The 21,557-nt window shown below is 66.1% G+C and carries 20 protein-coding genes and 1 tRNA gene; 4 read left to right on the forward strand and 17 right to left on the reverse strand.

The features are described 5' to 3' along the window. Window positions 1-215: 215 nt before the first annotated feature. Entirely contained in the window at window positions 216-473 is a 258-nt protein-coding gene (locus tag CYR75_RS09700) for a DUF333 domain-containing protein (protein WP_101499860.1), read from the forward strand. 472 nt (window positions 474-945) lie between these two features. Here CYR75_RS09700 and hflX read toward each other — a convergent pair whose 3' ends face one another. The 16 genes from hflX to CYR75_RS09780 all read right to left on the reverse strand — a co-directional run bounded on the left by hflX (window position 946) and on the right by CYR75_RS09780 (window position 17,394). Then, complete coding sequence (hflX, locus tag CYR75_RS09705; RefSeq protein ID WP_101499861.1) at window positions 946-2,244, reverse strand: GTPase HflX; 1,299 nt, start codon at window positions 2,242-2,244, stop codon at window positions 946-948. Further along, the gene (hfq, locus tag CYR75_RS09710) at window positions 2,245-2,478 is read right to left on the reverse strand and encodes an RNA chaperone Hfq (RefSeq protein WP_101499862.1); all 234 of its coding nucleotides are present in this window, start codon (window positions 2,476-2,478) and stop codon (window positions 2,245-2,247) included. A gap of 95 nt (window positions 2,479-2,573) precedes the next feature. Then, complete coding sequence (locus CYR75_RS09715; protein WP_101499863.1) at window positions 2,574-4,208, reverse strand: potassium transporter TrkG; 1,635 nt, start codon at window positions 4,206-4,208, stop codon at window positions 2,574-2,576. Further along, complete coding sequence (gene trkA, locus CYR75_RS09720; protein WP_101499864.1) at window positions 4,208-5,584, reverse strand: Trk system potassium transporter TrkA; 1,377 nt, start codon at window positions 5,582-5,584, stop codon at window positions 4,208-4,210. Before trkA ends, CYR75_RS09715 begins: the two co-directional genes overlap by 1 nt. 71 nt (window positions 5,585-5,655) lie before the next feature. Continuing rightward, window positions 5,656-6,825: an ABC transporter ATP-binding protein gene (locus CYR75_RS09725; RefSeq protein WP_101499865.1), complete on the reverse strand. Its 1,170-nt coding sequence runs from the start codon at window positions 6,823-6,825 to the stop codon at window positions 5,656-5,658. After that, complete coding sequence (locus tag CYR75_RS09730) at window positions 6,813-8,375, reverse strand: alpha-amylase family glycosyl hydrolase (protein ID WP_101499866.1); 1,563 nt, start codon at window positions 8,373-8,375, stop codon at window positions 6,813-6,815. The genes CYR75_RS09725 and CYR75_RS09730 overlap by 13 nt, the downstream gene beginning before the upstream one ends. Window positions 8,376-8,377: 2 nt before the next feature. Further along, entirely contained in the window at window positions 8,378-9,508 is a 1,131-nt protein-coding gene (locus CYR75_RS09735) for a carbohydrate ABC transporter permease (protein ID WP_101499867.1), read from the reverse strand. Continuing rightward, window positions 9,508-10,503: a carbohydrate ABC transporter permease gene (locus CYR75_RS09740; RefSeq protein ID WP_101499868.1), complete on the reverse strand. Its 996-nt coding sequence runs from the start codon at window positions 10,501-10,503 to the stop codon at window positions 9,508-9,510. Before CYR75_RS09740 ends, CYR75_RS09735 begins: the two co-directional genes overlap by 1 nt. Before the next feature lie 29 nt (window positions 10,504-10,532). Then, window positions 10,533-11,888 carry an ABC transporter substrate-binding protein gene (locus tag CYR75_RS09745; RefSeq protein WP_101499869.1) on the reverse strand — a complete coding sequence of 452 codons (1,356 nt, stop codon included), beginning with the start codon at window positions 11,886-11,888 and terminating at the stop codon, window positions 10,533-10,535. A gap of 94 nt (window positions 11,889-11,982) precedes the next feature. Beyond that, the gene (locus CYR75_RS09750; RefSeq protein ID WP_101499870.1) at window positions 11,983-12,462 is read right to left on the reverse strand and encodes an RrF2 family transcriptional regulator; all 480 of its coding nucleotides are present in this window, start codon (window positions 12,460-12,462) and stop codon (window positions 11,983-11,985) included. Window positions 12,463-12,563: 101 nt separating this feature from the next. Beyond that, window positions 12,564-12,639, reverse strand: a tRNA-Thr gene (locus CYR75_RS09755). 81 nt (window positions 12,640-12,720) lie between these two features. Then, a complete protein-coding gene (locus CYR75_RS09760) occupies window positions 12,721-14,052 on the reverse strand; it encodes a glutamine synthetase family protein (protein ID WP_101499871.1) in 1,332 nt (443 codons plus the stop codon). 4 nt (window positions 14,053-14,056) lie between these two features. Then, window positions 14,057-14,881, reverse strand: a complete 825-nt coding sequence (locus tag CYR75_RS09765) for an ABC transporter permease (protein ID WP_101499872.1) — start codon at window positions 14,879-14,881, stop codon at window positions 14,057-14,059. Next, window positions 14,878-15,756 carry an ABC transporter permease gene (locus tag CYR75_RS09770; protein WP_101499873.1) on the reverse strand — a complete coding sequence of 293 codons (879 nt, stop codon included), beginning with the start codon at window positions 15,754-15,756 and terminating at the stop codon, window positions 14,878-14,880. The genes CYR75_RS09765 and CYR75_RS09770 overlap by 4 nt, the downstream gene beginning before the upstream one ends. A gap of 46 nt (window positions 15,757-15,802) precedes the next feature. Further along, window positions 15,803-16,585 (reverse strand): transporter substrate-binding domain-containing protein, encoded by a 783-nt coding sequence (locus CYR75_RS09775; RefSeq protein ID WP_101499874.1) that lies wholly within the window; start codon window positions 16,583-16,585, stop codon window positions 15,803-15,805. Window positions 16,586-16,608: 23 nt separating this feature from the next. Next, entirely contained in the window at window positions 16,609-17,394 is a 786-nt protein-coding gene (locus CYR75_RS09780; RefSeq protein ID WP_192876651.1) for an ABC transporter ATP-binding protein, read from the reverse strand. A gap of 88 nt (window positions 17,395-17,482) precedes the next feature. On the opposite strand from CYR75_RS09780, the gene CYR75_RS09785 reads away from it, so the two are divergent. Genes CYR75_RS09785 through CYR75_RS09795 form a run of 3 tightly spaced genes read left to right on the forward strand, consistent with a single transcriptional unit; the run spans window position 17,483 to window position 20,914 of the window. Continuing rightward, the gene (locus CYR75_RS09785; protein WP_101499876.1) at window positions 17,483-18,181 is read left to right on the forward strand and encodes a type 1 glutamine amidotransferase; all 699 of its coding nucleotides are present in this window, start codon (window positions 17,483-17,485) and stop codon (window positions 18,179-18,181) included. A 40-nt stretch (window positions 18,182-18,221) separates the two neighbouring features. After that, complete coding sequence (locus CYR75_RS09790; RefSeq protein ID WP_101499877.1) at window positions 18,222-19,580, forward strand: glutamine synthetase family protein; 1,359 nt, start codon at window positions 18,222-18,224, stop codon at window positions 19,578-19,580. Window positions 19,581-19,603: 23 nt separating this feature from the next. Continuing rightward, window positions 19,604-20,914 carry an NAD(P)/FAD-dependent oxidoreductase gene (locus CYR75_RS09795; RefSeq protein WP_101499878.1) on the forward strand — a complete coding sequence of 437 codons (1,311 nt, stop codon included), beginning with the start codon at window positions 19,604-19,606 and terminating at the stop codon, window positions 20,912-20,914. Between the two features lie 21 nt (window positions 20,915-20,935). Here the strand turns inward: CYR75_RS09795 and CYR75_RS09800 are convergent, their stop codons facing one another. After that, complete coding sequence (locus CYR75_RS09800; RefSeq protein ID WP_101499879.1) at window positions 20,936-21,376, reverse strand: CoA-binding protein; 441 nt, start codon at window positions 21,374-21,376, stop codon at window positions 20,936-20,938. Window positions 21,377-21,557 lie beyond the last annotated feature (181 nt).

Here is a 21,557-nt window from a genome sequence, read left to right on the forward strand (position 1 = left end):
CTGCCGTCAGGACGGGCCCGCGGACCATTAATAAACGTCAGGTGAAGGCCGCGGGCAAACAAGCCATCTTCATCTGCGAAGATCTGCCACACCCGTCCCGTGTCCATCGGAAACGTGTTGAACGGGCGAGCGAGCTCTGTCGCGTCCTGCACCGCGCGGGCTTGCCCTGCCGGGCGGGAGCGGCAAAGATGCGGCGGGCCATAAAGGATCGAGAGATGACGAAATCACTGACCCTGACCGCGATCACCGCCTGTCTGGCACTCGCCGCCTGCGGTGGCCCCGGCGCGCAGCCACGCACCGGCTCGGCCCCGGCCGGAGGCATTCAGGTCGATCCGGCGGCGCAATACTGTCAGGGCACCGGCGGCCAGGTCATCCCCCGCACCCAAGGCGGACGCCGCGCCGATCTGTGCCGCACCCCCGACGGCCGCACGGTCCGCGCCGCCGATCTGCTGAACGCGCATAATGACTTGTGAGCGGCGTCAGGCGTCGATTCGGCGCTGACTTTGGCGACACGATTTCGATGTTCAGGAGGACGTCCAGCAGAGCGGAAGTAACAGGCGCAGTCAATCGCTTCGCCAATCTTCATCTCGGACGCGGAGCGGCGACGCGAACTGCCTTAGGGAACGCTTTGTCATCTTTCGGCGCGGGCGCCAATCAGACGCCGCTGCCGCAGAGACGCGCAGTAGCACGCTTCAGCGCGCAACATGGAGGATCATCGGGCGTTACCTGTAGCAGACCTTCAACTTTAACCGAACGCAGCCCATGCAAAGGGGTGTCCGATAAAGTCAGTCGCCTCGGGTCAAGCTAGCCGACGCCCAACCGACACCCCAACGCTAAAACGCTGCAGACGCGCCAAGCTGCGAGGCCGCGAGGGTCCGAGACTGCGAGGCTTGCGAGACCCCGAAGCCGCGAGCCTGCCAGGCCGCAACGCCACAGTCCCCACCGCTACAACGCCGCAAACGCCTCGCGCTGGCGCTCCGTCCAGCGGACGTTGACGATCACCGCGTCGTCCTCGGGCCGCTCTTCCTCGACCACGCCCTGCTCGTGCAGCCAGGCGCGGCGGCGGCCGTCGCCGAAGTCGAGGCGCAGTTCCGCGGTCTCGCGCGGTTCGGACAGCACCGCATCCAGCGAGCGGTCGATGGCGGCGGTCAGTTCGTCCAGACCCTCACCGGTCAGCGCGCTGATCGCCTGCACGCCCTCGGTCCGGCGGTCGGTATTGCGCAGCGCGGCGCGGGTCGCGTCAGACAGCGCGTCGATCTTGTTCCACACTTCGATCAGGGCCACATCCTCGTCGATCCCCAGCGATTCGAGGATCTCGGCCACGTCGCCCGCCTGCTCTTCGGTTTCGGGATGGCTGATGTCGCGGATGTGCAGGATCAGATCGGCCTCGAGCACCTCTTCCAAAGTGGCGCGGAAGGCGGCGACGAGTTGATGCGGCAGGTCGCTGATGAAGCCCACCGTGTCCGACAGGATGATCTGGCGCCCCGAAGGCAGGCGGATCGCGCGCATCGTCGGGTCCAGCGTCGCGAACAGCATGTCCTTGGCCAGCACTTCGGCCCCGGTCAGGCGGTTGAACAGCGTCGATTTGCCCGAGTTCGTATAGCCGACCAGCGCCACGATCGGATAAGGCACCTTGGCCCGCGCGGCGCGATGCAGGGTCCGCGTCTTGACCACGCGCTCCAACTGCCGGCGCAGGCGGGTCATCTGGTCGTCGATGGCGCGGCGGTCGGCCTCGATCTGCGTCTCACCGGGGCCGCCGACAAAGCCGAAGCCGCCGCGCTGCCGCTCGAGATGGGTCCAGGCCCGGACCAGCCGGGTGCGCTGATAGGACAGCGCCGCCAGTTCGACCTGGAGCACGCCTTCACGAGTGCGGGCGCGGTCGGCGAAGATTTCCAGGATCAGCCCGGTCCGGTCGAGGATCTTCAGCCCCCAGGCCTTTTCCAGATTGCGCTGCTGGACCGGCGTCACCGGGCCGTCGATCAGCACCAGCTCGACCTCGGACTGTTCCAGAACCTCGCCCACCTCTTCCAGCTTGCCGCTGGACAGCAGATAACCCGGCGAGGGCTTGCGCAGCCGCACCACCTGAGAGCCGACGATCTCGACCCCCGGCAGCGCCATGGCCAGCGCCACGCCTTCCGCCAGCGCATCCTCGGCCGAGCGGCGCGACCCGGCGCTGCCGTCGATGTCGGGCTGGATCACATAGGCGCGGGTCGGGGCGCGTTCCGTGACATGGGACTGCGCCAATCAGTCGTCGCCTTCATAGAGGCTGATCGGCGCGCCCGGCATGATGGTCGAGATCGCGTGCTTGTAGACCAGCTGCGACTGCCCGTCGCGGCGCAGAAGCACGCAGAAATTGTCGAACCAGGTGATCACACCCTGCAGTTTGACGCCATTGATCAGGAAGATCGTTACCGGAACCTTGGTCTTGCGGACGTGATTCAGGAATGCATCCTGAAGATTCTGTTTGTCGCCGGCCATGTTTGGTCCCTGTTCTGATTGTTTCCTGAAATCTATGGGACGAATCGGGCTGTGACAAGCGGCGCTTGTCCGTCAAGGCACAGTGCTGTGTCCTTTCAGCGACGCCAGAACTCGGGCGTCAGCAGCGCCAGGATGGCCAGCGTTTCCAGCCGGCCCGCCACCATCGCCCCCGCCAGCACTGTCTTGGGCAGCAGGGCAAGGCCCGACCAGCCTTGCCAAGGGTTCGAGGCAAAGCCGGCGCTGGCCTCGAAACTGGGGGTCAGCGAGATGGTGCCGGCCAGCGGCCCGGTATTTGTCAGCGCCGAGACCGACAGCATGACGGCGGTGTCGAACTCGATCTGGTGGATCGACACCAGCAGGACCGAGACAGCAATCGACAGCGCGAACAGCATGAAGAAGATAAAGGCCAGATACGCCCCCTCGCCCCGGATGCGCCGGGCCACCGCGCCGCCGCCGCTGACCGAGGCGGGGTGGATGATCCGCTCCATCTCGCGCTGGCTCTGGCGGGCCAGGGCATAGACGCGCAGCAGTTTGACGCCGCCCGCCGTGGTCGCCACGCCGCCGCCCATCATCGCCAGCCCGGCCAGCAGCAGCCCCGGCGATTCAAGGCCCGACCAGTTCCGCGCGCCCTTCCAGTCGATCGAGTTCCAGCCCGTCGTGGTCAGATAGGACAGCGCGTTGAACAGCCACCCCCAGGTCGCCACCGCCGCATCCCTCAGCGGCAGCAGCATGGCCTGCCCGCCATCCGGGCGGGCGGCGCCGATCTCGATCGCCGCGGTGAAGTGGCGGGCGAACAGCACCGCCGCGACCAGCGCCACCACGGCAAGGCCCAGGCGCAGTTCCGGGTCGTCGCGCAGCCGTTCCGAGGCGCGCAGCGATTCGCCGCCGGGCCAGAAGCGCCGCGACAGGGCGAGCAGCAGGAAGGCAAAGACGGCGACCTCGCCGAACAGGCCGGAATGGATGCCGACCGGCCCCGAGACCGGCGAGATGCCCGAGGTCGACAGCGTCCCCATCGCGCGGCACAGCGCCACCAGCCCCGGATCGCCCGCCATCAGCAGCAGCACCCACAGCAGCAGCGTCAGCCCGGCATACCAGGGCGTCACCTGCGCCGCGAGTTTCAGGCTCTGCTCGGTCGGGCTGGCGCGCTGGCCGGCGAGGTTCAGAAGCTGCGCGCGCATCCGGTGGCCGGGCACCTCGCCCTCGACCAGCGGGGTGAACTTCTCGCTGCCGCGATGTGGCGAATCGAGGATCTCGAAACCGCCGACCTTCAGCGGCGCCAGCACCGCGACGGCGGTGACCAGAATGAACAGCCCGCCCAGCCAGCCGACCATCGCCCGCCACAGATGCAGCGGCGGGGCCAGCAGTTCTGCGGCATACAGCGTGGCGCCGGTGGTGGTCAGGCAGCTCACCATCTCCCACCAGGCGTTGTAGAGGCCGGTATCGGGCAGCGCCAGCGACAGCGGCATGGCCAGCGCCACCGGCAGCAGCACGAACGCCCCCAGCATCGTCGCCAGGGCCGAGCGGCCCTGCAGGAAGATCGTGTCGCTATTCCCCGCCACCGCCACCCCCAGCAGCGCCGACAGCACCAGCAGCAGCGCACCGCTGAACAGGAAGATGCGCCCCAGCTCGCCCAGCCCCAGCGTCGCCGCGTAACCGGCGGGGACCAGCATCGCGGCCCCGGAAAAGCCGATCAGCAGGATGAACAGCGGCAGGCGGAACAGCGTCTGCATCAGAAGAAGTCGATGGCGACCTGCAACAGCCGCTCGACCTCGTGCACGTCCGGCGTCATGGCGAAGATGCAGATGATGTCGCCCTCGGACAGGCGGATGTCGGGCATCGGCTTGATGACGCGGTCGCCCTTCAGGATCATGCCGATCAGCGCGCCTTCGGGCAGTTCGATCTCGCGGATGGTGCGGCCCGACATGGACGAGGTGGCCAGCACCTGCGCCTCGATCACCTCGGCCTCGGCATCGCCGATCGAGTAGATGTCGCGGACCCGGCCATGGCGGACATGGCGCAGGATGGTCGAGACGGTGATCGAGCGGGGGTTGATATAGGCGTCCACCCCCAGGGGCTTCATCAGCGACACCAGCGTCGGGTCGTTGACCAGGCTGACGACCAGCTTGGCGCCCGCCTGCTTGGCGCGGACGGCGGCGAGGATGTTGACCTTGTCGTCATCGGTCAGGGTCATCACCGCGTCGGTCTGGCGGATCGCGGCCTCTTCCAGCAGTTCCAGCGACAGCCCGTCGCCATGCAGCACGATGGTCCGTTCCAGCGCGTCGGCGGCCAGTTCGGCGCGGTCGCGGTTGCGTTCGATCATCTTGACACGGACGCGGTCGCGCCCGGCTTCCAGCGCCTTGGCCACCGACAGCCCGACATTGCCGCCGCCGATGATGATGACGCGGTCGGCGCGGTGGGTCTCCTTGCCGAAGATTTCCATCGTCCGGGTCACATCCTCGCGGCTGGACAGGACATAGATCTGGTCGCCGGCGAAAAGCTGGTCATTGGCTTCCGGCACGAACAGCCGCCCCTCGCGGCGGACGCCGACGACGATGGCGGTGAGGCTGGAAAAGAGTTCGTTCAACTGCCGCAGCGGGGTGTTCAGCGCCGGGCAGTCATCGTCCAGCACCAGCCCCAGCAGGCGGACGCGGCGATCCATGAAATCCTCGGCCTCGAAGGTCTGGGGCGCGCGCAGCCGCGCCAAGGCGGCCTCTGCCACCTCGCGTTCGGGGCTGATGACCACGTCGATGGGCAGGTGATCGGTGCGGTAGAGATCGGAATAGATCGCGTCCAGATAGGCCGGAGAGCGCAGCCGCGCGATCTTGCGCGGCACCTGAAACACGGAATGGGCCACCTGACAGGTGACCATGTTGACCTCGTCCGAATGGGTCACGGCGATGATCAGATCGGCGTCGCGCGCCCCGGCACGGTCCAGCACATCGGGGTGACTGGCGAAACCGGCGACGCCCTGGACGTCCAGCGCCTCGGTCGCGCGGCGGACGAGTTCGCCGTTGTTGTCGATCACGGTGACGTCGTTGCGTTCACCCGACAGATGCCGGGCGATCTGCCAGCCGACCTGCCCGGCGCCGCAAATGATGATCTTCATGCCGTCCCCCTGCGGTTGCGGCCAGCATTAGGCAGTTGCACGAAGCCGGTCAATCGCGCTTGCCCGCCCGGCTAGCGGGCCGGGGTGGGCTTGACCACCGGACCGAGATCCTCGCCCCCCGGCGGTTCGGGCGGGGCGGCGGGGGCCGGTGCCTGCGAGCGGTAGAGCAGCGATTGCCCGCCATGGAACAGATGCAGCGCCTTCGGCTCGGCGGTCAGGCGCACGGTCTGGCGGTTTAGCCCGGCATGGATGCCCGGCAGCTTGGCGATCACCGGCTCCTGCGTCGAGCCGGTGCCGAAATAGAGCAGCGTCACCTCGCCCAGCGCCTCGGTCAGATCGACGCGGCCCTGAAACAGCGCCGGCCCGTCGGTGACGCGCAGATCCTCGGGGCGGACGCCCAGATTGACCGCCAGCCCCTGATCGGAAGGCTGCGACGGGATCGGCACCTGACATTGCCCGCCCGCGTCCAGTTCGACGCCTGTCACCTCGCCGGTCGAGACGATGCGGCCGGGCAGCAGGTTCATCGCCGGGCTGCCGATGAAGCGGGCGACGAATTCGTTGATCGGGCGCTCATACAGGTCCAGCGGCGCGCCCACCTGCGCGATGCCGCCCCCGGCAAGGACCACGATGCGGTCGGCCAGCGTCATCGCCTCGGTCTGGTCGTGGGTGACATAGATCATGGTCCGGTCGGGCATGCTTTCCTTGAGCTGCGCGATCTCGATCCGCGTCGCCACCCGCAGCGCGGCATCAAGGTTCGACAGCGGTTCGTCGAACAGATACACCTTGGGGTCGCGCACGATGGCCCGCCCGATGGCCACGCGCTGGCGCTGCCCGCCCGACAGCGCCTTGGGCAGCCGGTCCAGATAGGGCGTCAGTTGCAGCATTTCGCCCGCGCGGTCGGTGGCCTGCCGGATCTCGGCCCGGCTCTTGCCCGCGATCTGCAGGGCAAAGCCCATATTGTCGCGCACGGTCATGTGCGGATACAGCGCGTAGGACTGGAACACCATCGCGATGCCGCGCTGGCTGGGCGGGATGTCGTTGACGCGCTGCCCGTCGATCCACAGCTCGCCCCGGCTGATCCGTTCCAGCCCCGCGATCATCCGCAGCAGCGTCGATTTCCCGCAGCCCGAGGGGCCGACAAAGACCACGAACTCGCCCGAGCGGATGTCGAGGTCGATGCCGCGCAGCACCTCGACCTCGACATAGGATTTGCCGATGTCGCGCAGTTTCAGGTCTGCCATCCCGCACCCCCCTCGCCCTCGATGATCTCGACCTGCCACGAGGCCAGCCCCTGCTGCGGCAGGTCCGACAGGTTGGCGCGCAGCCGCACGCGGTCGCCGGGCGCCTGACGGTCGATGAACAGCACGTCGCCCTGAACCCGCAATTCCTGCGTGCCCTGTTGCAGCGCCGCGTGACGCTGCCGCAGCGCAATGGCCTGCCGATAGTGGTTCAGCACCGAATCGGGATCGTCCTGCTGCAGGCTGACGGCGCGGCCCAGATGCTCGGCCGGGATCGGCAGCCAGGGGGTGCTCTCGGAAAAGCCGGCATTCGGCAGCGTCGCATCCCAGACCATCGGCGTGCGGCAGCCGTCGCGGCCCTTGAATTCGGGCCAGAACTCGATCCCGTAGGGGTCTTTCAGATCCTCGAAGGCGATATCGGCCTCGGGCAGGCCCAGCTCTTCGCCCTGATAGAGGCAGATCGAGCCGCGCAGGCAGACCAGCACCTGCACATAGGCGCGGACAGCGGCCTCGGTCAGCGACCAGCGGCTGGCATGGCGGACGACGTCGTGATTGGAAAACGCCCAGCAGGGCCAGCCATCGGGGGCCAGCCGCGCCTTGTCCTCGAACACCTGAACGATGCGCTGCGCGTCCAGACTTTCGCCCGACAGGAAATCGAACAGATAGGACATCTGCATCCGCGTCTCGCCCGCGGTGTAGTCCTGCAACAGCTCCCACGCGCGCTCGCTGTCGCCGATCTCGCCCAGGGCGACGGTGCCGGTCTCATCCATCACCGCGCGCAGGCGTTCCAAGAAATGCAGGTTCGCGGGCTGCGACTTGTCGAAGCGATGGCTTTGATAATTATAGGGATTGACCGCGGGCGCGGTATCGCTGCGGCGCAGTTCCGGCGGCAGGGCCGGGTTGTCGCGCAACTGCGCGTCATGGGTATAGAAGTTGATCGTGTCCAGCCGAAAGCCATCGACGCCGCGATCCTGCCAGAACCGCGCCACATCCAGCAGCGCGTCCTGCACCTGCCTGTTGTGAAAGTTCAGGTCGGGCTGGCTGGGCAGGAAGTTGTGCAGGTAGTATTGCAGCCGCCGCGCGTCCCATTGCCAGGCGCTGCCGCCAAAGATCGACAGCCAGTTGGTGGGCGGCGTTCCGTCCGGCTTGGGATCGGCCCAGACATACCAGTCGGCGCGCGGATTGTCGCGGCTGGACCGGCTTTCGATGAACCACGGGTGCTGGTCCGAGCTATGCGACAGCACCAGATCGATGATGATCCGCAGCCCCAAATCATGCGCGCGGGCGATCAGCCGGTCGAAATCCGCCATGCTGCCAAAGACCGGGTCGATGTCGCGGTAATTGCTGACATCATAGCCGAAATCCTTCATCGGTGAGGTGAAGAAGGGCGAGATCCACACCGCGTCCACCCCCAGCGACGCGATGTGGTCCAGACGCAGCGTGATGCCCGCCAGATCGCCGGTCCCGTCGCCATTGCTGTCCTGATAGCTGCGCGGATAGACCTGATAGATCACCGCGCCCTTCCACCAGTCCCGCTTGCCGTCCAACGCCATCTTCAACCGCCCTTGACCGAACCGGCCAGCAATCCGCGGACCAGATATTTCTGCATCGCAAAGAACACGACCAGCGGCACCGCGATCGAGATGAAGGCCGAGGTGGCAAGGATCTCCCACTCACCCCCCTTCGAGCCCATCAGTTCGCGCAGCACGCCGGTCATGACCAGCTGCTCGCGGGTGTTGCCCAGAAACACCGTCGCCACCAGCAGATCGTTCCAGACCCACAGGAACTGGAAGATCGCAAAGGACGCAAGGGCCGGAAAGGACAGCGGCAGGATGATGCGGCGAAAGATCTGGAACTCGGTCGCGCCATCGACGCGGGCGCTTTCGATCACCTCGCGCGGCAGCCCGGCCATGTAGTTGCGCAGCAGATAGATCGCCAGCGGCAGGCCGAAGCCGGTATGTGCCAGCCAGATGCCCAGATAGCCCTTGCCGATGCCGATATCGTTGTGCAGGCGCAGCAGCGGGATCAGCGCGACCTGCAGGGGCACGACCAGCAGGCCCACGACCGCCGCAGTCAGCAGGGCGCGGCCCGGAAATTCCATCCAGGCCAACGCATAGGCGGCGAAGGCGGCGATCAGGATCGGGATGATCGTCGCCGGGATGGTCACGGTCATGGTGTTCATGAAGGCCCGGCCGATGCCTTCGGCCTGCAGCACGCGGGCATAGTTCGACAGGGTGAAATCGGGCGGCGAGCCGGTGGTCACGAAAATCCGCTCGCCCCGCCGCATCTCGAAGGGGCGGTCGGATTCCAGACGATAGGAACCGTCCTCGGCCACCGTCAGCCGCGCGCCGTCCAGTTCCGCCGTCTCGCCCGGCCGATAAGCGGCGGGTTCGCGGGCGCGGGTGCCCCAGCCCAGCAGGGATTGATCGGGCGCCAGCACATTGCCCTCGATCACGAAGACATCGCCCTCGGCCCGCTGGTCCTCGGCGGTGCCGCTGCGGACGAAGCCGGTCTGTTCGGTCGTGGTCAGCGATTTCCACCAGCCCGTGGCCGAGATCTGGTCGCGGTCGCGAAACGACGACACGAACAGCCCCGCCGTCGGCACCGTCCACAGGATGACCAGCAGCAGCGCGGCCAGATTGACCGCCCAGATCAGCGCCGGCTTGCGGCCCGCCATGTCCTGCATCAGCGCATCTCCCGCCGGACGTTGCGGATGTTCCAGACCATGATCGGCAGCACCAGGATCATCAGCACGATGGCCACGGCCGAGCCGCGTCCGTAATCCGGGGTGCCGCGGAACATCCAGTCATACATCAGGTTTGCCAGCACCTGCGTGCCCCATTGCCCGTTGGTCATGACAAAGACGATGTCGAAGACCTTCAGCACGGTGATGGTGATGGTGGTCCAGACCACGGCGATGGTGCCCATGATCTGCGGCACCTTGATGCGCAGAAAGATCTGCCAGGGGTTGGCGCCGTCCAGAACCGCGGCCTCGATGGTTTCTTCGGGGATGCCGCGCAGGGCGGCCGACAGGATCACCATGGCGAATCCCGTCTGGATCCAGATCAGCACGATCATCAGGAACAGGTTGTTCCACGGCATCAGCGTCAGCCAGGTCTGCGGCGTGCCGCCCAGCCATTGCACGATGGCGTTCAGCAGGCCGATCTGTTCGGTCCCCGGCTCGCGGTATTCATAGATGAACTTCCAGATCACGCCCGCGCCGACGAAAGAGATCGCCATCGGCATGAAGATCAGCGACTTGCCGATGCTGCCCCAGCGGATGCGGTCGGTCAGTTGCGCCGCGATCAGCCCGAACAGCGTCGACAGCGCGGGCACGATCAGCAGCCAGAAGAAGTTGTTGCGGATCGATTCGCGGAACTTGGTGTCGCCCACCAGCCAGGTGTAGTTGTCGGCGCCGACCAGCCGCCGACCCGAGCCGTCATGCAGCGACAGCCAGAACGAGTTGATGACCGGATAGACCAGATAGACGCCCAGAAACAGGATCGCCGGCCCCAGAAACAGCCAGGGCCGGATCATTGCGGCGCGCCCGATATTGCGCCCGGCCTGCGGCCCGCGCGGGGGCAGGATCAGGTCCAGCACCAGGTTCGAGCCCCAGAACCACGCCACGCAGCCCGCCACGCCGGCCACGATGGTCCCGACCGCCATCAGAAACAGGTCCATCCAGCCCCCTTGTCAGCCCTTGGCGATGGCTACTTGATCGTGTCCCAGGTCGCCTGGATCGCATCCGCCGCGTCTTGGGCCGATTTGCCGCCGACGAAATCGACCATCCCGGTCCAGAACGCGCCTGCGCCGATCGCCCCCGGCATCAGGTCCGACCCGTCAAAGCGGAAGGTCGTCGCATTCAGCAGGATATCGTTCATGCGCCGGACGGTGTCCTCGCTGTAAGCTTCGGGGTTGACGCCGGTATGGGGGGTCAGGAAACCTTCCTGCGCCATCCAGACCTCATGGGCCAGCGGCGTCTGCAGGAACTCGATGAAGGCCGTCGCCGCCGGATTGTCGGTCAGCGCGGCGAACAGCGTGCCGCCGCCCAGCACCGGCTGCCCGGCAGAGCCATCGGCAGGGGCCGGGAAATAGAAGAAATCGGCATCCTCGCCGACCACCGTGCCCTCGGGGAAGAAGGTGGTGATGAAGCTCGCCTGCCGGTGCATGTAGCAAGCGGGCGGGCTGTCGAACAGGCCCTTTGGGCTGTCGCGGAAATCGGTCGAGGCGACGGAGCCGGTGCCGCCGGCGACGAAATCGTCGTTCTTGGCGAACCAGCCGAATTCCTCGATGGCGGCGACGACCTTGGGATCGTTGAACTTCAGCTCATTGGTCACCCAGGCGTCGTAATCCTCGGGCGTGGCGGTGCGCAGCATCAGATCCTCGACCCAGTCGGTGGCCGGCCAGCCGGTCGCCCCGCCCGAACCCAGCCCGATGCACCACGGCTTTTCCCCATCCGCCGCGATCTGTTCGGTCAGCGCCTTCAGATCCTCCATCGTTTCGGGGATCTCGTAGCCGGCATCCTCGAAATTCTCGGGGACATACCAGACCAGCGATTTCGCATCGGCCTTGTAGGGGAAGGCGTAAAGCTGATCGTCGCCGTCCGGCCCGGCATAGGTGGCAAGCTGCGCCCAGCTTTCGCCGGCGGCATAGTTGTCCACGATCCACTGCCGCATCTCGTCCGGCAGCGGCTTCAACTGCCCCTTGGCGGCCAGCCCGGCGGCCAGCCCCGGCTGCGGGAACACCGCCAGATCGGGCGGCGAGCCGGCTTCGGCGTCGATGACGATCTGCTGCTCGAAACTGTCCGAGCCGTTATATTGGACGTCGACGCCCGTCGCCTCTTCGAAATAGGGCAGGACCGATTCGAACAGGTCCTTGTCGCCACCCAGCCACGGCCCCAGAATCGTCAGCTTTTGCCCCGACAGATCGCCATGCGCGGATTTGAACTGGTCCAGACTGTCCCAGTTGAAGCGGTCATCCTCGCCCATCGGGAACACCATCGCGGCCGAGGCGGCCGCCGTTGACAGCGCGATGATCGCGGCCGAGGCCAGCAATTTCTGTTTCACGACTTCTCCTCCGTTGGACCGGCCCGCCAGCGCGGACGTCACACGGATTCTGCGTCAAAGTCGATGATTGTCAAATATTTGCTGCGCGGATCGCTCAGTTTGCCGCCGGACCGGCAGCGCCGCCAATCCGGGCCCGGCAGGCCGGGGCGGCGAAGGCGGTTTCCAGATCGGTGTTGTTGCAGACCAGATCTTCCAGCGACAGCCGGGCAAGGACACCGTAAAAGGCGCGCGCGGCCTCGATCAGCGCGTCGCGCAGGCGGCAGCTTTCGGTCAGCGGACAGGTGTTGCCCTGCCCGTCGAAACATTCGGTCAGCGGCAGTTCCGCCTCGAAATGCGAGAACACGTCCCCGACCGAGATCGCCGCCGCCGGCCGGGCCAGCGCGATGCCGCCCGACCGCCCGCGCCAGGTTTTAAGATAACCGAGTGTCGCCAGTTGGTTGACCACCTGCGCGACGTGATGGACCGAGGCGTTGCAGGCCGCCGCGACCTGACCGGACCGCGCCAGACCGTCGCTGTTGACCGCGCAATACATCAGCACGCGCATGGCAAGATTGGTTCGCATGGTCAGACGCATCGGTTTCCCCCTTTGCCATGTCGCGTAACACGGCGGCCACGGCCCCGGCTTGACCTGCATCAAAAGCGCGCAGACCTGCGGGGAAAGGATCGGGTGGAAACTGGTGCCCCAAGACGGACTCGAACCGCCGACCACCTATTTACGAAACAGGTGCTCTACCAACTGAGCTATTGGGGCCTCGGGCCGCAGATGTAACCGAGGTCGGCGGGGCGTGCAACAACAAGGTTGCGGCCCGCGCCAAGTTTGCCGCCGCTGCCGTCAGACCAGATCGAGATACAGCTCGACCGTCTCCTCGTCGCTCAACTCTGCCATATAGCGCAGCTCTTGCCGCTTGGTCATGACGAAATTGTCGATCAGGTGCTGCGGAAAGATGCGCGGGATCTGGTCACAGCGGACGAACGCCTCGATGGCGTCGGCCCAGGTGCCGGGCAGCTGTTCAAGGTTCTGGTCATAGGCATTGCCCTTGAAGGCCGGTGGCGGGTCGATCCCGTCCTCGATCCCGTTCAGGGCCGCTCCAAGGATCGCCGCGATCATCAGATAGGGGTTCACATCGCCCCCCGCGACGCGATGCTCGATCCGCCGCGAGCGGTTGCCCGAGGCCGGGATCCGAATCGCCGCCGTGCGGTTTTCATAGGCCCAGCCGATGCCGGTGGGCGCATGGGCGTTGGGCACCAGCCGGTCATAGCTGTTTTCATGCGGGGCAAAGATCAGGGTCGAGCCAGGCATCGCCCGCAACAGCCCCGCCACCGCGTGATGCATCACGTCCGAGCCGCGATCGGTGCCGTCGTCGAACACGTTGCGCCCCGACGCATCCAGGACCGAGAAATGCATGTGCAACCCGGACCCCGACCAGACCTCGTAGGGCTTGGCCATGAAGCTGGCGGCAAAGCCGAACTGGCGTGCGATGCCCTTGGTCAGCATCTTGAACAGCCAGGCATCGTCCGCCGCCTTCAGCGGATCGGGCTGGTGCATCATGTTGATCTCGAACTGACCCAGCGCGGCTTCGGAAATGGCGGTGTCGGCGGGAATGTCCATCGCCTCGCAGGCGTCGTAAAGCCGGGTGAAGAACTTGTCGAAAGCATCCAGCGCCCGCAGGCTGAGGGTTTCCGCGCCCGTCCGGCGCTTGCCCGAACGCGGGCTGGGCGGCACGCGCAGGGTCTTGCCGGAATCGTCGATGACGAAGAACTCCATCTCGGTCGCCACGACCGGGGTCAGCCCGGCGGCCTGATAGCGGGCGACGACGCGGGCCAGCGCCTGCCGGGGATCGCCCTCATAGGGGCGGCCATCGGGGTGAAACATCCACAAGGGCAGCAGCGCCGATGGCGCGTCCAGCCAGGGCATCGGCATGAAGCCGCGCTCGGTCGGCATCAGCAGCGCATCCGGATCGCCGCTTTCAAAGACCAGGGGGCTGTCCTCGATATCCTCGCCCCAGATGTCCATGTTCAGCACGGAATAGGGAAAGCGCGTCCCTTCGGACAGCAGGGCCTTGGCAAAGCGGGCGGGCACCCGCTTGCCGCGGGCCACGCCATTAAGATCGGCCGCGGCCACACGGATCGTGCGCACCTCGGGATGTTCGGAAAACCAGTCCATTGTCTCACCTGATGAGTTGCGGACGGTAACGAAGCCGTCTCGCCGCCCCCGGAAGATGCCGGTTCAGGCGCCTGTTGGCCAGCCCGAAAAGCGAAATCAGCAGCAAGGTCAGCAGGATGAAATAACCAGCGACAATGGGATAGGCGACAAAGGGGTTGAAGGTCTTGTCGGCCAGATAGCTGGCGTAATACAGCGCGTCGCCCTGTTGGGCAAAGGCCGGGAAGCTGGCAAAGAACACCAGCGTCGTGGCGTGGAACAGAAAGATCGCCTCGTTCGTATAGGCGGGCCAGGCCAGGCGCATCATCGTCGGCCAGACGATCCGGCGAAAGCGCTTCCAGCCGGTCATGCCGTAAGCGTCGGCGGCCTCAAGATCGCCTTTCGGCACCGCCAGCAACGCGCCGTGAAAGATCTCGGCCGAATAGGCGGCGGTGTTGAGGATCAGCACCACGACCGTCCCCGCCCAAGCCTTGGTCAGCCATTGCACCGGCAGCGTCAGGCCCAGCAGCTCCACGCCGCCGCGCGGCAGCAGCACGAAAAGCTGATAGGCGAGGAAGAACTGGATGAAGAGCGGGCTGCCCCGGAACAGGAAGATGAACCACTCGGCCGGTTTGCGCAGCCAGCGTTTGCCCGACACCCGTGCCAGCGCCAGCGCATTGGCCAGGAAAAAGCCGACCGACAGCGCCATCACGGCGAAATAGACGTTCCAAATCAGCCCGGAGCCGATCAGCACGACCTGCGTGCACAGGTCGATGTCCGCGCGAGGCAGCAGCCGCTCTCCCAGCCCGATCGAGCGCAGCGCGTAGTCGCCGATGGCCTGCGCGCAGCTCATGCGGCGGTCTTTCGCATCGTCTCGCCGGCCAGCGTCGCCTGCCCCACCGCCAGCCGCCGCGTCAGCCGGCCCAGCACACGTTCCGACACCGCGGTCATCAGCAGGTAGAAGACGAGGATGGCCAGGAAGTAATACAGCCGCCAGTCGGGGTGGGCGTAATCGAACGAGCTGGTCTTGGAAGAACCAAGCTGACGCGCCCAATAGACGATGTCCTCGACCCCGAGCAGGAACAGCAGCGGCGTGGCCTTGACCAGGATCATCCACAGGTTCGACAGGCCCGGCACGGCATAGGTCCACATCTGCGGGATCAGGATGCGCCGGTTCACCTGCCGCTGCGACATGCCGTAAGCCTCGGCGGTTTCAAGCTGCGCGCGCGGGACTGCCCGCATGGCGCCATGCAGCACATTGGCCGCGAAGGCGCCGAAGACGATGGCAAAGGCCAGCACCGCCAGCGCGAAACCGTAGGCGTCATGGACCCAAGGCGCACTGGTGGCGCGCGGCAGCTTGGCCGCCGCGCAGACCACGAAATCGCTGCCCTGCCGCACCGGGATCGACGGATCGCAATAGACGCGAGAGCGCAGATATTCGAACAGCTGGTCCAGCGCGATGGGCACGAACATGAAGAATACGATGTCCGGCACGCCCCGGACCATCGCCGTATAGGCCTTGCCGAACCAGCGCAGCGGCGCGAAGCCCGACCGCGCCGCCAGCGCGCCCCCGAAACCGAACAGCAGCGCCACCGGCGCGGTGATCGCCAGCAGCAGCAGCACCGTGCCAAAGCTGGCATAGAAGCGCATATGGGTGCCGGTCGTCAGATAGCATGACAACCAGCGAAGCCCCTCCAGCGATTTCGGATCGGCGCAGTATTCGAACATTCACTGTCCCGCCCCGCCGCCCTTGCGGGTGGCGGGGCGGTGTTCCTCAGCTTGCCGGCGGCGTGATCTTGGCGTCGGCCTTGTCGGCGGGCTGCCCGTCGGCGCCGAAATAGATCGCGCCCTCGCCGAACCACTTTTCGATCAGGCCGTTCAGGGTGCCGTCCTCTTTCATCTCGGTCAGGGCGGCATTCATCTTGTCGCGCAGCTCGGTGTCGGATTTGCGCACGCCGACGCCCATGCCGTCGCCAAGCGGCACATCCTCGCCCACCCAGACCAGTTCGCCATTCGATTCATTGACGGCGGGTTCCAGGAAGTCCTTGTCCGAGAATACCGCGTCAGCCTCGCCATTGCGGACCGCGGCCAGGGTTTCGTCGGGCGAGGCGAATTCCAGCAGCGTCGCCCCGGATTCCGCGACATATCCCGCCTGCAGCGTCGCGGTCTGGGCCGAGACGACGGCGCCTTCGCCGACATTGGTATCGGCCGACAGCGCGGCATAGGCCGAGGGCGCGGGCGGGAAATAGTTCTGGGTAAAGTCGATTTCCTGCTTGCGCTCATCGGTGATCGACATGCCGGCCATGATCGCGTCGAAGTTCGACGATTTCAGGTTCGGCAGGATCGAATCCCAGTCGTTCTTGACCCAGACGCAGTCCAGTTCGGCGCGCTTGCAGATCTCGTTGCCGACGGCGATGTCGAAGCCGTCCAGCTCTCCGGCCGAGTTGATGATGTTGAACGGAGGATAGGCGCCTTCGGATGCGATCCGCACCGGATCGGCCGCGGCGATGCCCGCAGTCATCGCCATCGCCGCTGCGGCAATCATCAGTCTTTTCATGTGTCACGCTCTCCTGTTGGGGATCATTGCGCCATGGTGGCGCTGAGAAATTGGCGCAGCCGGTCGGATTTCGGCGCGCCAAACACCTGATCGGGCGGACCTTCTTCTTCGATCCGTCCCTGATGCAGGAATATCACCTTGTCGCTGACATCGGCGGCCAGCCGCATGTCGTGGGTGACAAGGATCATGGTGCGGTGCTCGCCGGCCAGATCCTTGATGACCCGCACCACCTCTTGTTGCAGTTCGGGATCAAGGGCGCTGGTCGGCTCGTCAAAAAGCAGGGCCTTGGGCTCCATGCACAGGGCGCGGGCGATGGCGGCGCGCTGCTGCTGGCCGCCCGACAGCTGCGCGGGCCAGGCGTCGGCCTTGTCGGCGATGCCGACCTTGGCCAGCAGATCGCGGGCGCGGGCCTCGACCACGGCTGGCTTCTGGCCTAGCACGGTGACCGGCGCCTCCATCACGTTCTGCAGCACGGTCATGTGCGACCACAGGTTGAATTGCTGGAACACCATCGCCAGCTGGGTCCGCATCAGCGACACCTGATCGCGGCTGGCGGGTTGGCGGGCCTTGCCCTGCCCCTTCCAGCGCACCGGATCGCCCAGAAACAGGATCTCTCCCGCATGGCTGTTTTCCAGCAGGTTGCAGCAGCGCAGCAGCGTCGATTTGCCGGACCCCGACGACCCGATCAGGCTGACCACATGCCCGCGCGGCGCGCTGAGCGAGACACCCTTCAGCACGTCCAGCGGGCCATAGGATTTCTGCAGGTCGCGAATCTCGATGACCGGGATGTCTGAAGTGCTGTCGTTCATGTCATCGCTCATCTGGCGCGATTTGATCCCCGATTGCAACGGTTACATGCGAAGCCTAGGTTCGGGCAAACGGCAAAAGTGGTTGGACATGAAGATCGGCATTCTGCAAACCGGGCAATCCCCGCAAGAGCTGCGCGCGACGCTTGGCGACTATCCGGATTTCTTCCGGCACCTGCTGGCCGGGCGCGGCCTTAGCTTCCAGACATGGCATGTCGAGGCGATGGAATTTCCCGCCTCGGTCCATGACGCGGATGGATGGCTGATCACCGGATCGCGGCACGGCGTGTACGAGGATCACCCCTTCATCGCGCCGCTGGAACAGTTCATCCGCGACGCCTTCGACGCCAGCGTGCCGATGGTCGGCATCTGTTTTGGCCACCAGATCATCGCGCAGGCGCTTGGCGGCAAGGTCGAGAAATTCGCCGGCGGTTGGGCGGTGGGTGCGCAGGAATACGACTTCGGCGGCCAGACCCTGACGCTGAACGCATGGCATCAGGATCAGGTGACCCGCGCCCCCGACAGCGCCGAATTGCTGGGCACCAACCCCTTCTGCGCCAATGCCGCCCTGATCTATCCGGGCCGGGCGCTGACCATTCAGGCCCATCCCGAATTCAGCGACGAATTCGTGCAGGGGCTGATCGACACCCGCGCCCGCGGCGTCGTGCCCGACCCGATCCAGGACCAGGCCGAGGCGCGGATGGGCGGCAAGCGCGACAACGCCCAGATCGCCGACCGGATCGAGGCGTTCTTTCGCGACAACCGCGCCGCAAGCAAGCCCGCCGCATGACGCGGCAGGCACGGACAGCGCAAAAACCCACAGGACACACATGACCCCCGACTGGCTGAAACAGATCCCGCAGGCCGCCCAGGACTATATCGCCGGGCGGCGGCTGGACGAGGTCGAATGCATCGTGGCCGACATCGCAGGCGTGGCACGCGGCAAGGCGATGCCTGCCTCGAAATTCGCCCGGCAGGACAAGTTCTACCTGCCCAACTCGATCTTTCTGCAGACGATCACCGGCGAATGGGCCGACAACCCCACCGGCGCCTTTACCGAGCCGGACATGATCCTTGTCCCCGACTATTCCACCACCACCGCCGCCCCGTGGAGTGCCGATTGCACGCTGCAGGTCATCCATGACGTCTTCGACCAGCAGGGCGCGCCGGTGCCGATGGCGCCGCGCAACGTGCTGAAACGGGTGCTGTCGCTGTACGAGGCCCGCGGCTGGCGCCCCATCGTCGCCCCCGAGATGGAGTTCTTTCTGGTCGCCCGCAATGTCGATCCGAACCAGCCGATCATCCCGCCCATGGGCCGGTCGGGCCGACGCGCGGCCGCCAAACAGGCCTACTCGCTGTCGGCGGTCGATGAATACGGCAAGGTGATCGACGACATCTATGACTTTGCCGAGGCGCAGGGGTTCGAGATCGACGGCATCCTGCAGGAAGGCGGCGCGGGCCAGATCGAGATCAACCTGAACCACGGCGATCCTGTGCGGCTGGCCGACGAGATCTTCTTCTTCAAGCGCCTCATCCGCGAGGCGGCGCTGCGCGAGGACTGCTTTGCCACCTTCATGGCCAAGCCGATCGAGGGCGAGCCGGGATCGGCCATGCATATCCACCACTCGATCATCGACATCGCGAGCGGGCGGAACATTTTTTCCGACGAACAGGGGCGCGAGACGCCGGCCTTCCTGAACTTCATTGCCGGGATGCAGGCGCATCTGCCGGCGGTGATCGCGCTGCTGGCGCCCTATGTGAACAGCTATCGCCGCTATGTCCCCGACTTCGCCGCGCCGATCAATCTGGAATGGGGCCGCGACAACCGCACCACCGGGCTGCGGGTGCCGGTCTCCAGCCCGGAATCGCGGCGGGTGGAAAACCGGCTGGCGGGGATGGATTGCAACCCGTATCTGGGTCTCGCCGCCTCGCTTGCCTGCGGCTATCTGGGGCTGGTCGAGGGCAGCGATCCGCGCCCCGAATGTCTGGGCGACGCCTATATGTCCGAGGACGAATTGCCGCTGACCCTCGGCGACGCACTGGACATCATGGTCGAAAGCGAGCCGATCGGTGAGGTGCTGGGGAAGGAATTCGTGGCCGTCTATGAATCGGTCAAGCGCAATGAATACAAGGAGTTTCTGCAAGTCATCAGCCCGTGGGAACGCGAACACCTGCTGCTGAACGTCTGACGCCGATTGCGGACCCGCCAAGCATGAACCTGCTGTTTTCCAACGACCGCCGCGGCGAATACCCCCCGACGGTCTATGCCGAACAGGTGCCCCCGCTGCCGCCCTTCGCGCCCCTGCAGGGCGAGACGCGGGCGACGGTGGCCATCGTCGGCGGCGGCTATACCGGGCTGTCGGCGGCGCTGCATCTGGCCGAACGCGGCATCGACTGCGTCCTGCTGGAGGCGCATCGCGTCGGCTTCGGCGCCTCGGGCCGCAATGGCGGGCAGATCGGGTCCGGCCAGCGGCTCGACGTCGAAGAGATGGAGGCGCTGGTCGGCCGCGACCGAGCCCGCATCTTCTGGAACATGGCCGAGGACGCCAAGCGCCTGACCCGCGATCTGGCCGCCCGCGCGGGCGTCCCGGTCCGCGACGGCGTCGCCCACGCCTTCCGCAAGCCCGCCGAACTGGACGCCGCGCGCCGCCACATCGACCATCTGGCGCAGCATTACGACTATGACCAGATCGAGGCCCTGTCGCCGGATGCGTTCGGCGCCCTGATCCCCTCGCCCGCCTATCAGGGCGGAGAGCTGGACCACGGCGCCGGCCATCTGAACCCGCTGGCGCTGGCGCTTGGCATGGCGCGGCTGGCGCAGCAGGCGGGCGCTGTCATCCATGAAAACAGCCATGTCCACCACATCGCCTTCGCCCGTGATGCCACCGCCAAGACCATCGTGCAGACCGGCAGCGGGCGGGTGATCTGCGATCATGTCGTGCTGGCGGGGAACGGCTATCTGGGCGGGCTGTCGCCGCAGGTCGCGGCACGGGTGATGCCGATCAACAATTTCGTCGTGGCGACACCGCCCTTGGGCGCGCAGGCGCGTCAGGTGGCCAGCCGCCAGATCGCCGTTCATGACACGAAATTCGTCGTCAACTATTGGCGGCTCGATGATGAGGGGCGGCTGATCTTTGGCGGCGGCGAGAATGTCAGCTATCGTTTTCCCAGCGACATCGCCGCCAAGGTCCGCAAGCCGCTGGCGCAGATCTATCCGGCGCTGGCCGATGTGCCCTTCACCCATGCCTGGGGCGGGACGCTGGCGATCACCATGAACCGGCTGCCCTGCTTTCTGCGCCCGGCCCCGAACGCGCTGTCGGCCAGCGGCTTTTCCGGCCATGGCGTGGCGCTGGCGACGCTGGCCGGGCGGCAGATGGCCGATGCGGTGGCCGGTCAGGCGGTGGGCTTTGACGCCATGGCCGCGCTGCCGACCTCTCGCTTTCCGGGCGGCGAGATGCTGCGCTTTCCCCTGCTGGTCGCCGGGATGAGCTGGTTTGCGCTGCGTGACCGGCTGGGCATCTGACCGGCCACGCAGAGCGCGGCTTCAGCCCAGACGCGGAAACTCGATCTTGGGGCAGCGGTCCTGAATCACCGTCTTGCCGGCATCGCGGGCCTTGGCGGCGGCCTCGTCATGGGTCACGCCAAGCTGCATCCAGATCACCGACAGGTCGGGCAGATGCGTCAGCGCGTCATCGACGATCCCCGGCACCGCCTCCGAGCGGCGGAAGATGTCGACCATGTCGACCTGCACGTTGCTTGGGATCGAGGCGAGATCCTTGTAAACCGTCTCGCCCAGAATCTCCTCGCCGGCGTGGCCGGGATTGACCGGGATGATGCGATAGCCGCGGCCCTGCAGATAGCGGGCGACGCCCCAGCTTGGGCGTTCGGATTTCGGCGACAGGCCGACCACCGCGATGGTCCGGACAGTGTCGCGGATCTGGCGGATGGTTTCGGTTTCGGCGGCGGGATCTTGGGATGTGGTCATGTCGTCCTCACTTTCACCGCGACGTTTTCATAGAAAAAGCGCCCGGTCTAGGACCGGGCGCAAGTCGCGGAACGAGGGACAGTGATCTGAGCGCGGCCGTTCCGTGGCATCGCGCCCGTTCTCATGATATGGGAAGCGATTCGCGGATTCCAAGCCCCTTCGCCATTTCGTGAACGAAACG

The sequence above is a fragment of the Paracoccus jeotgali genome, from assembly GCF_002865605.1.
GTDB classification, from domain to species: Bacteria; Pseudomonadota; Alphaproteobacteria; order Rhodobacterales; family Rhodobacteraceae; genus Paracoccus; species Paracoccus jeotgali.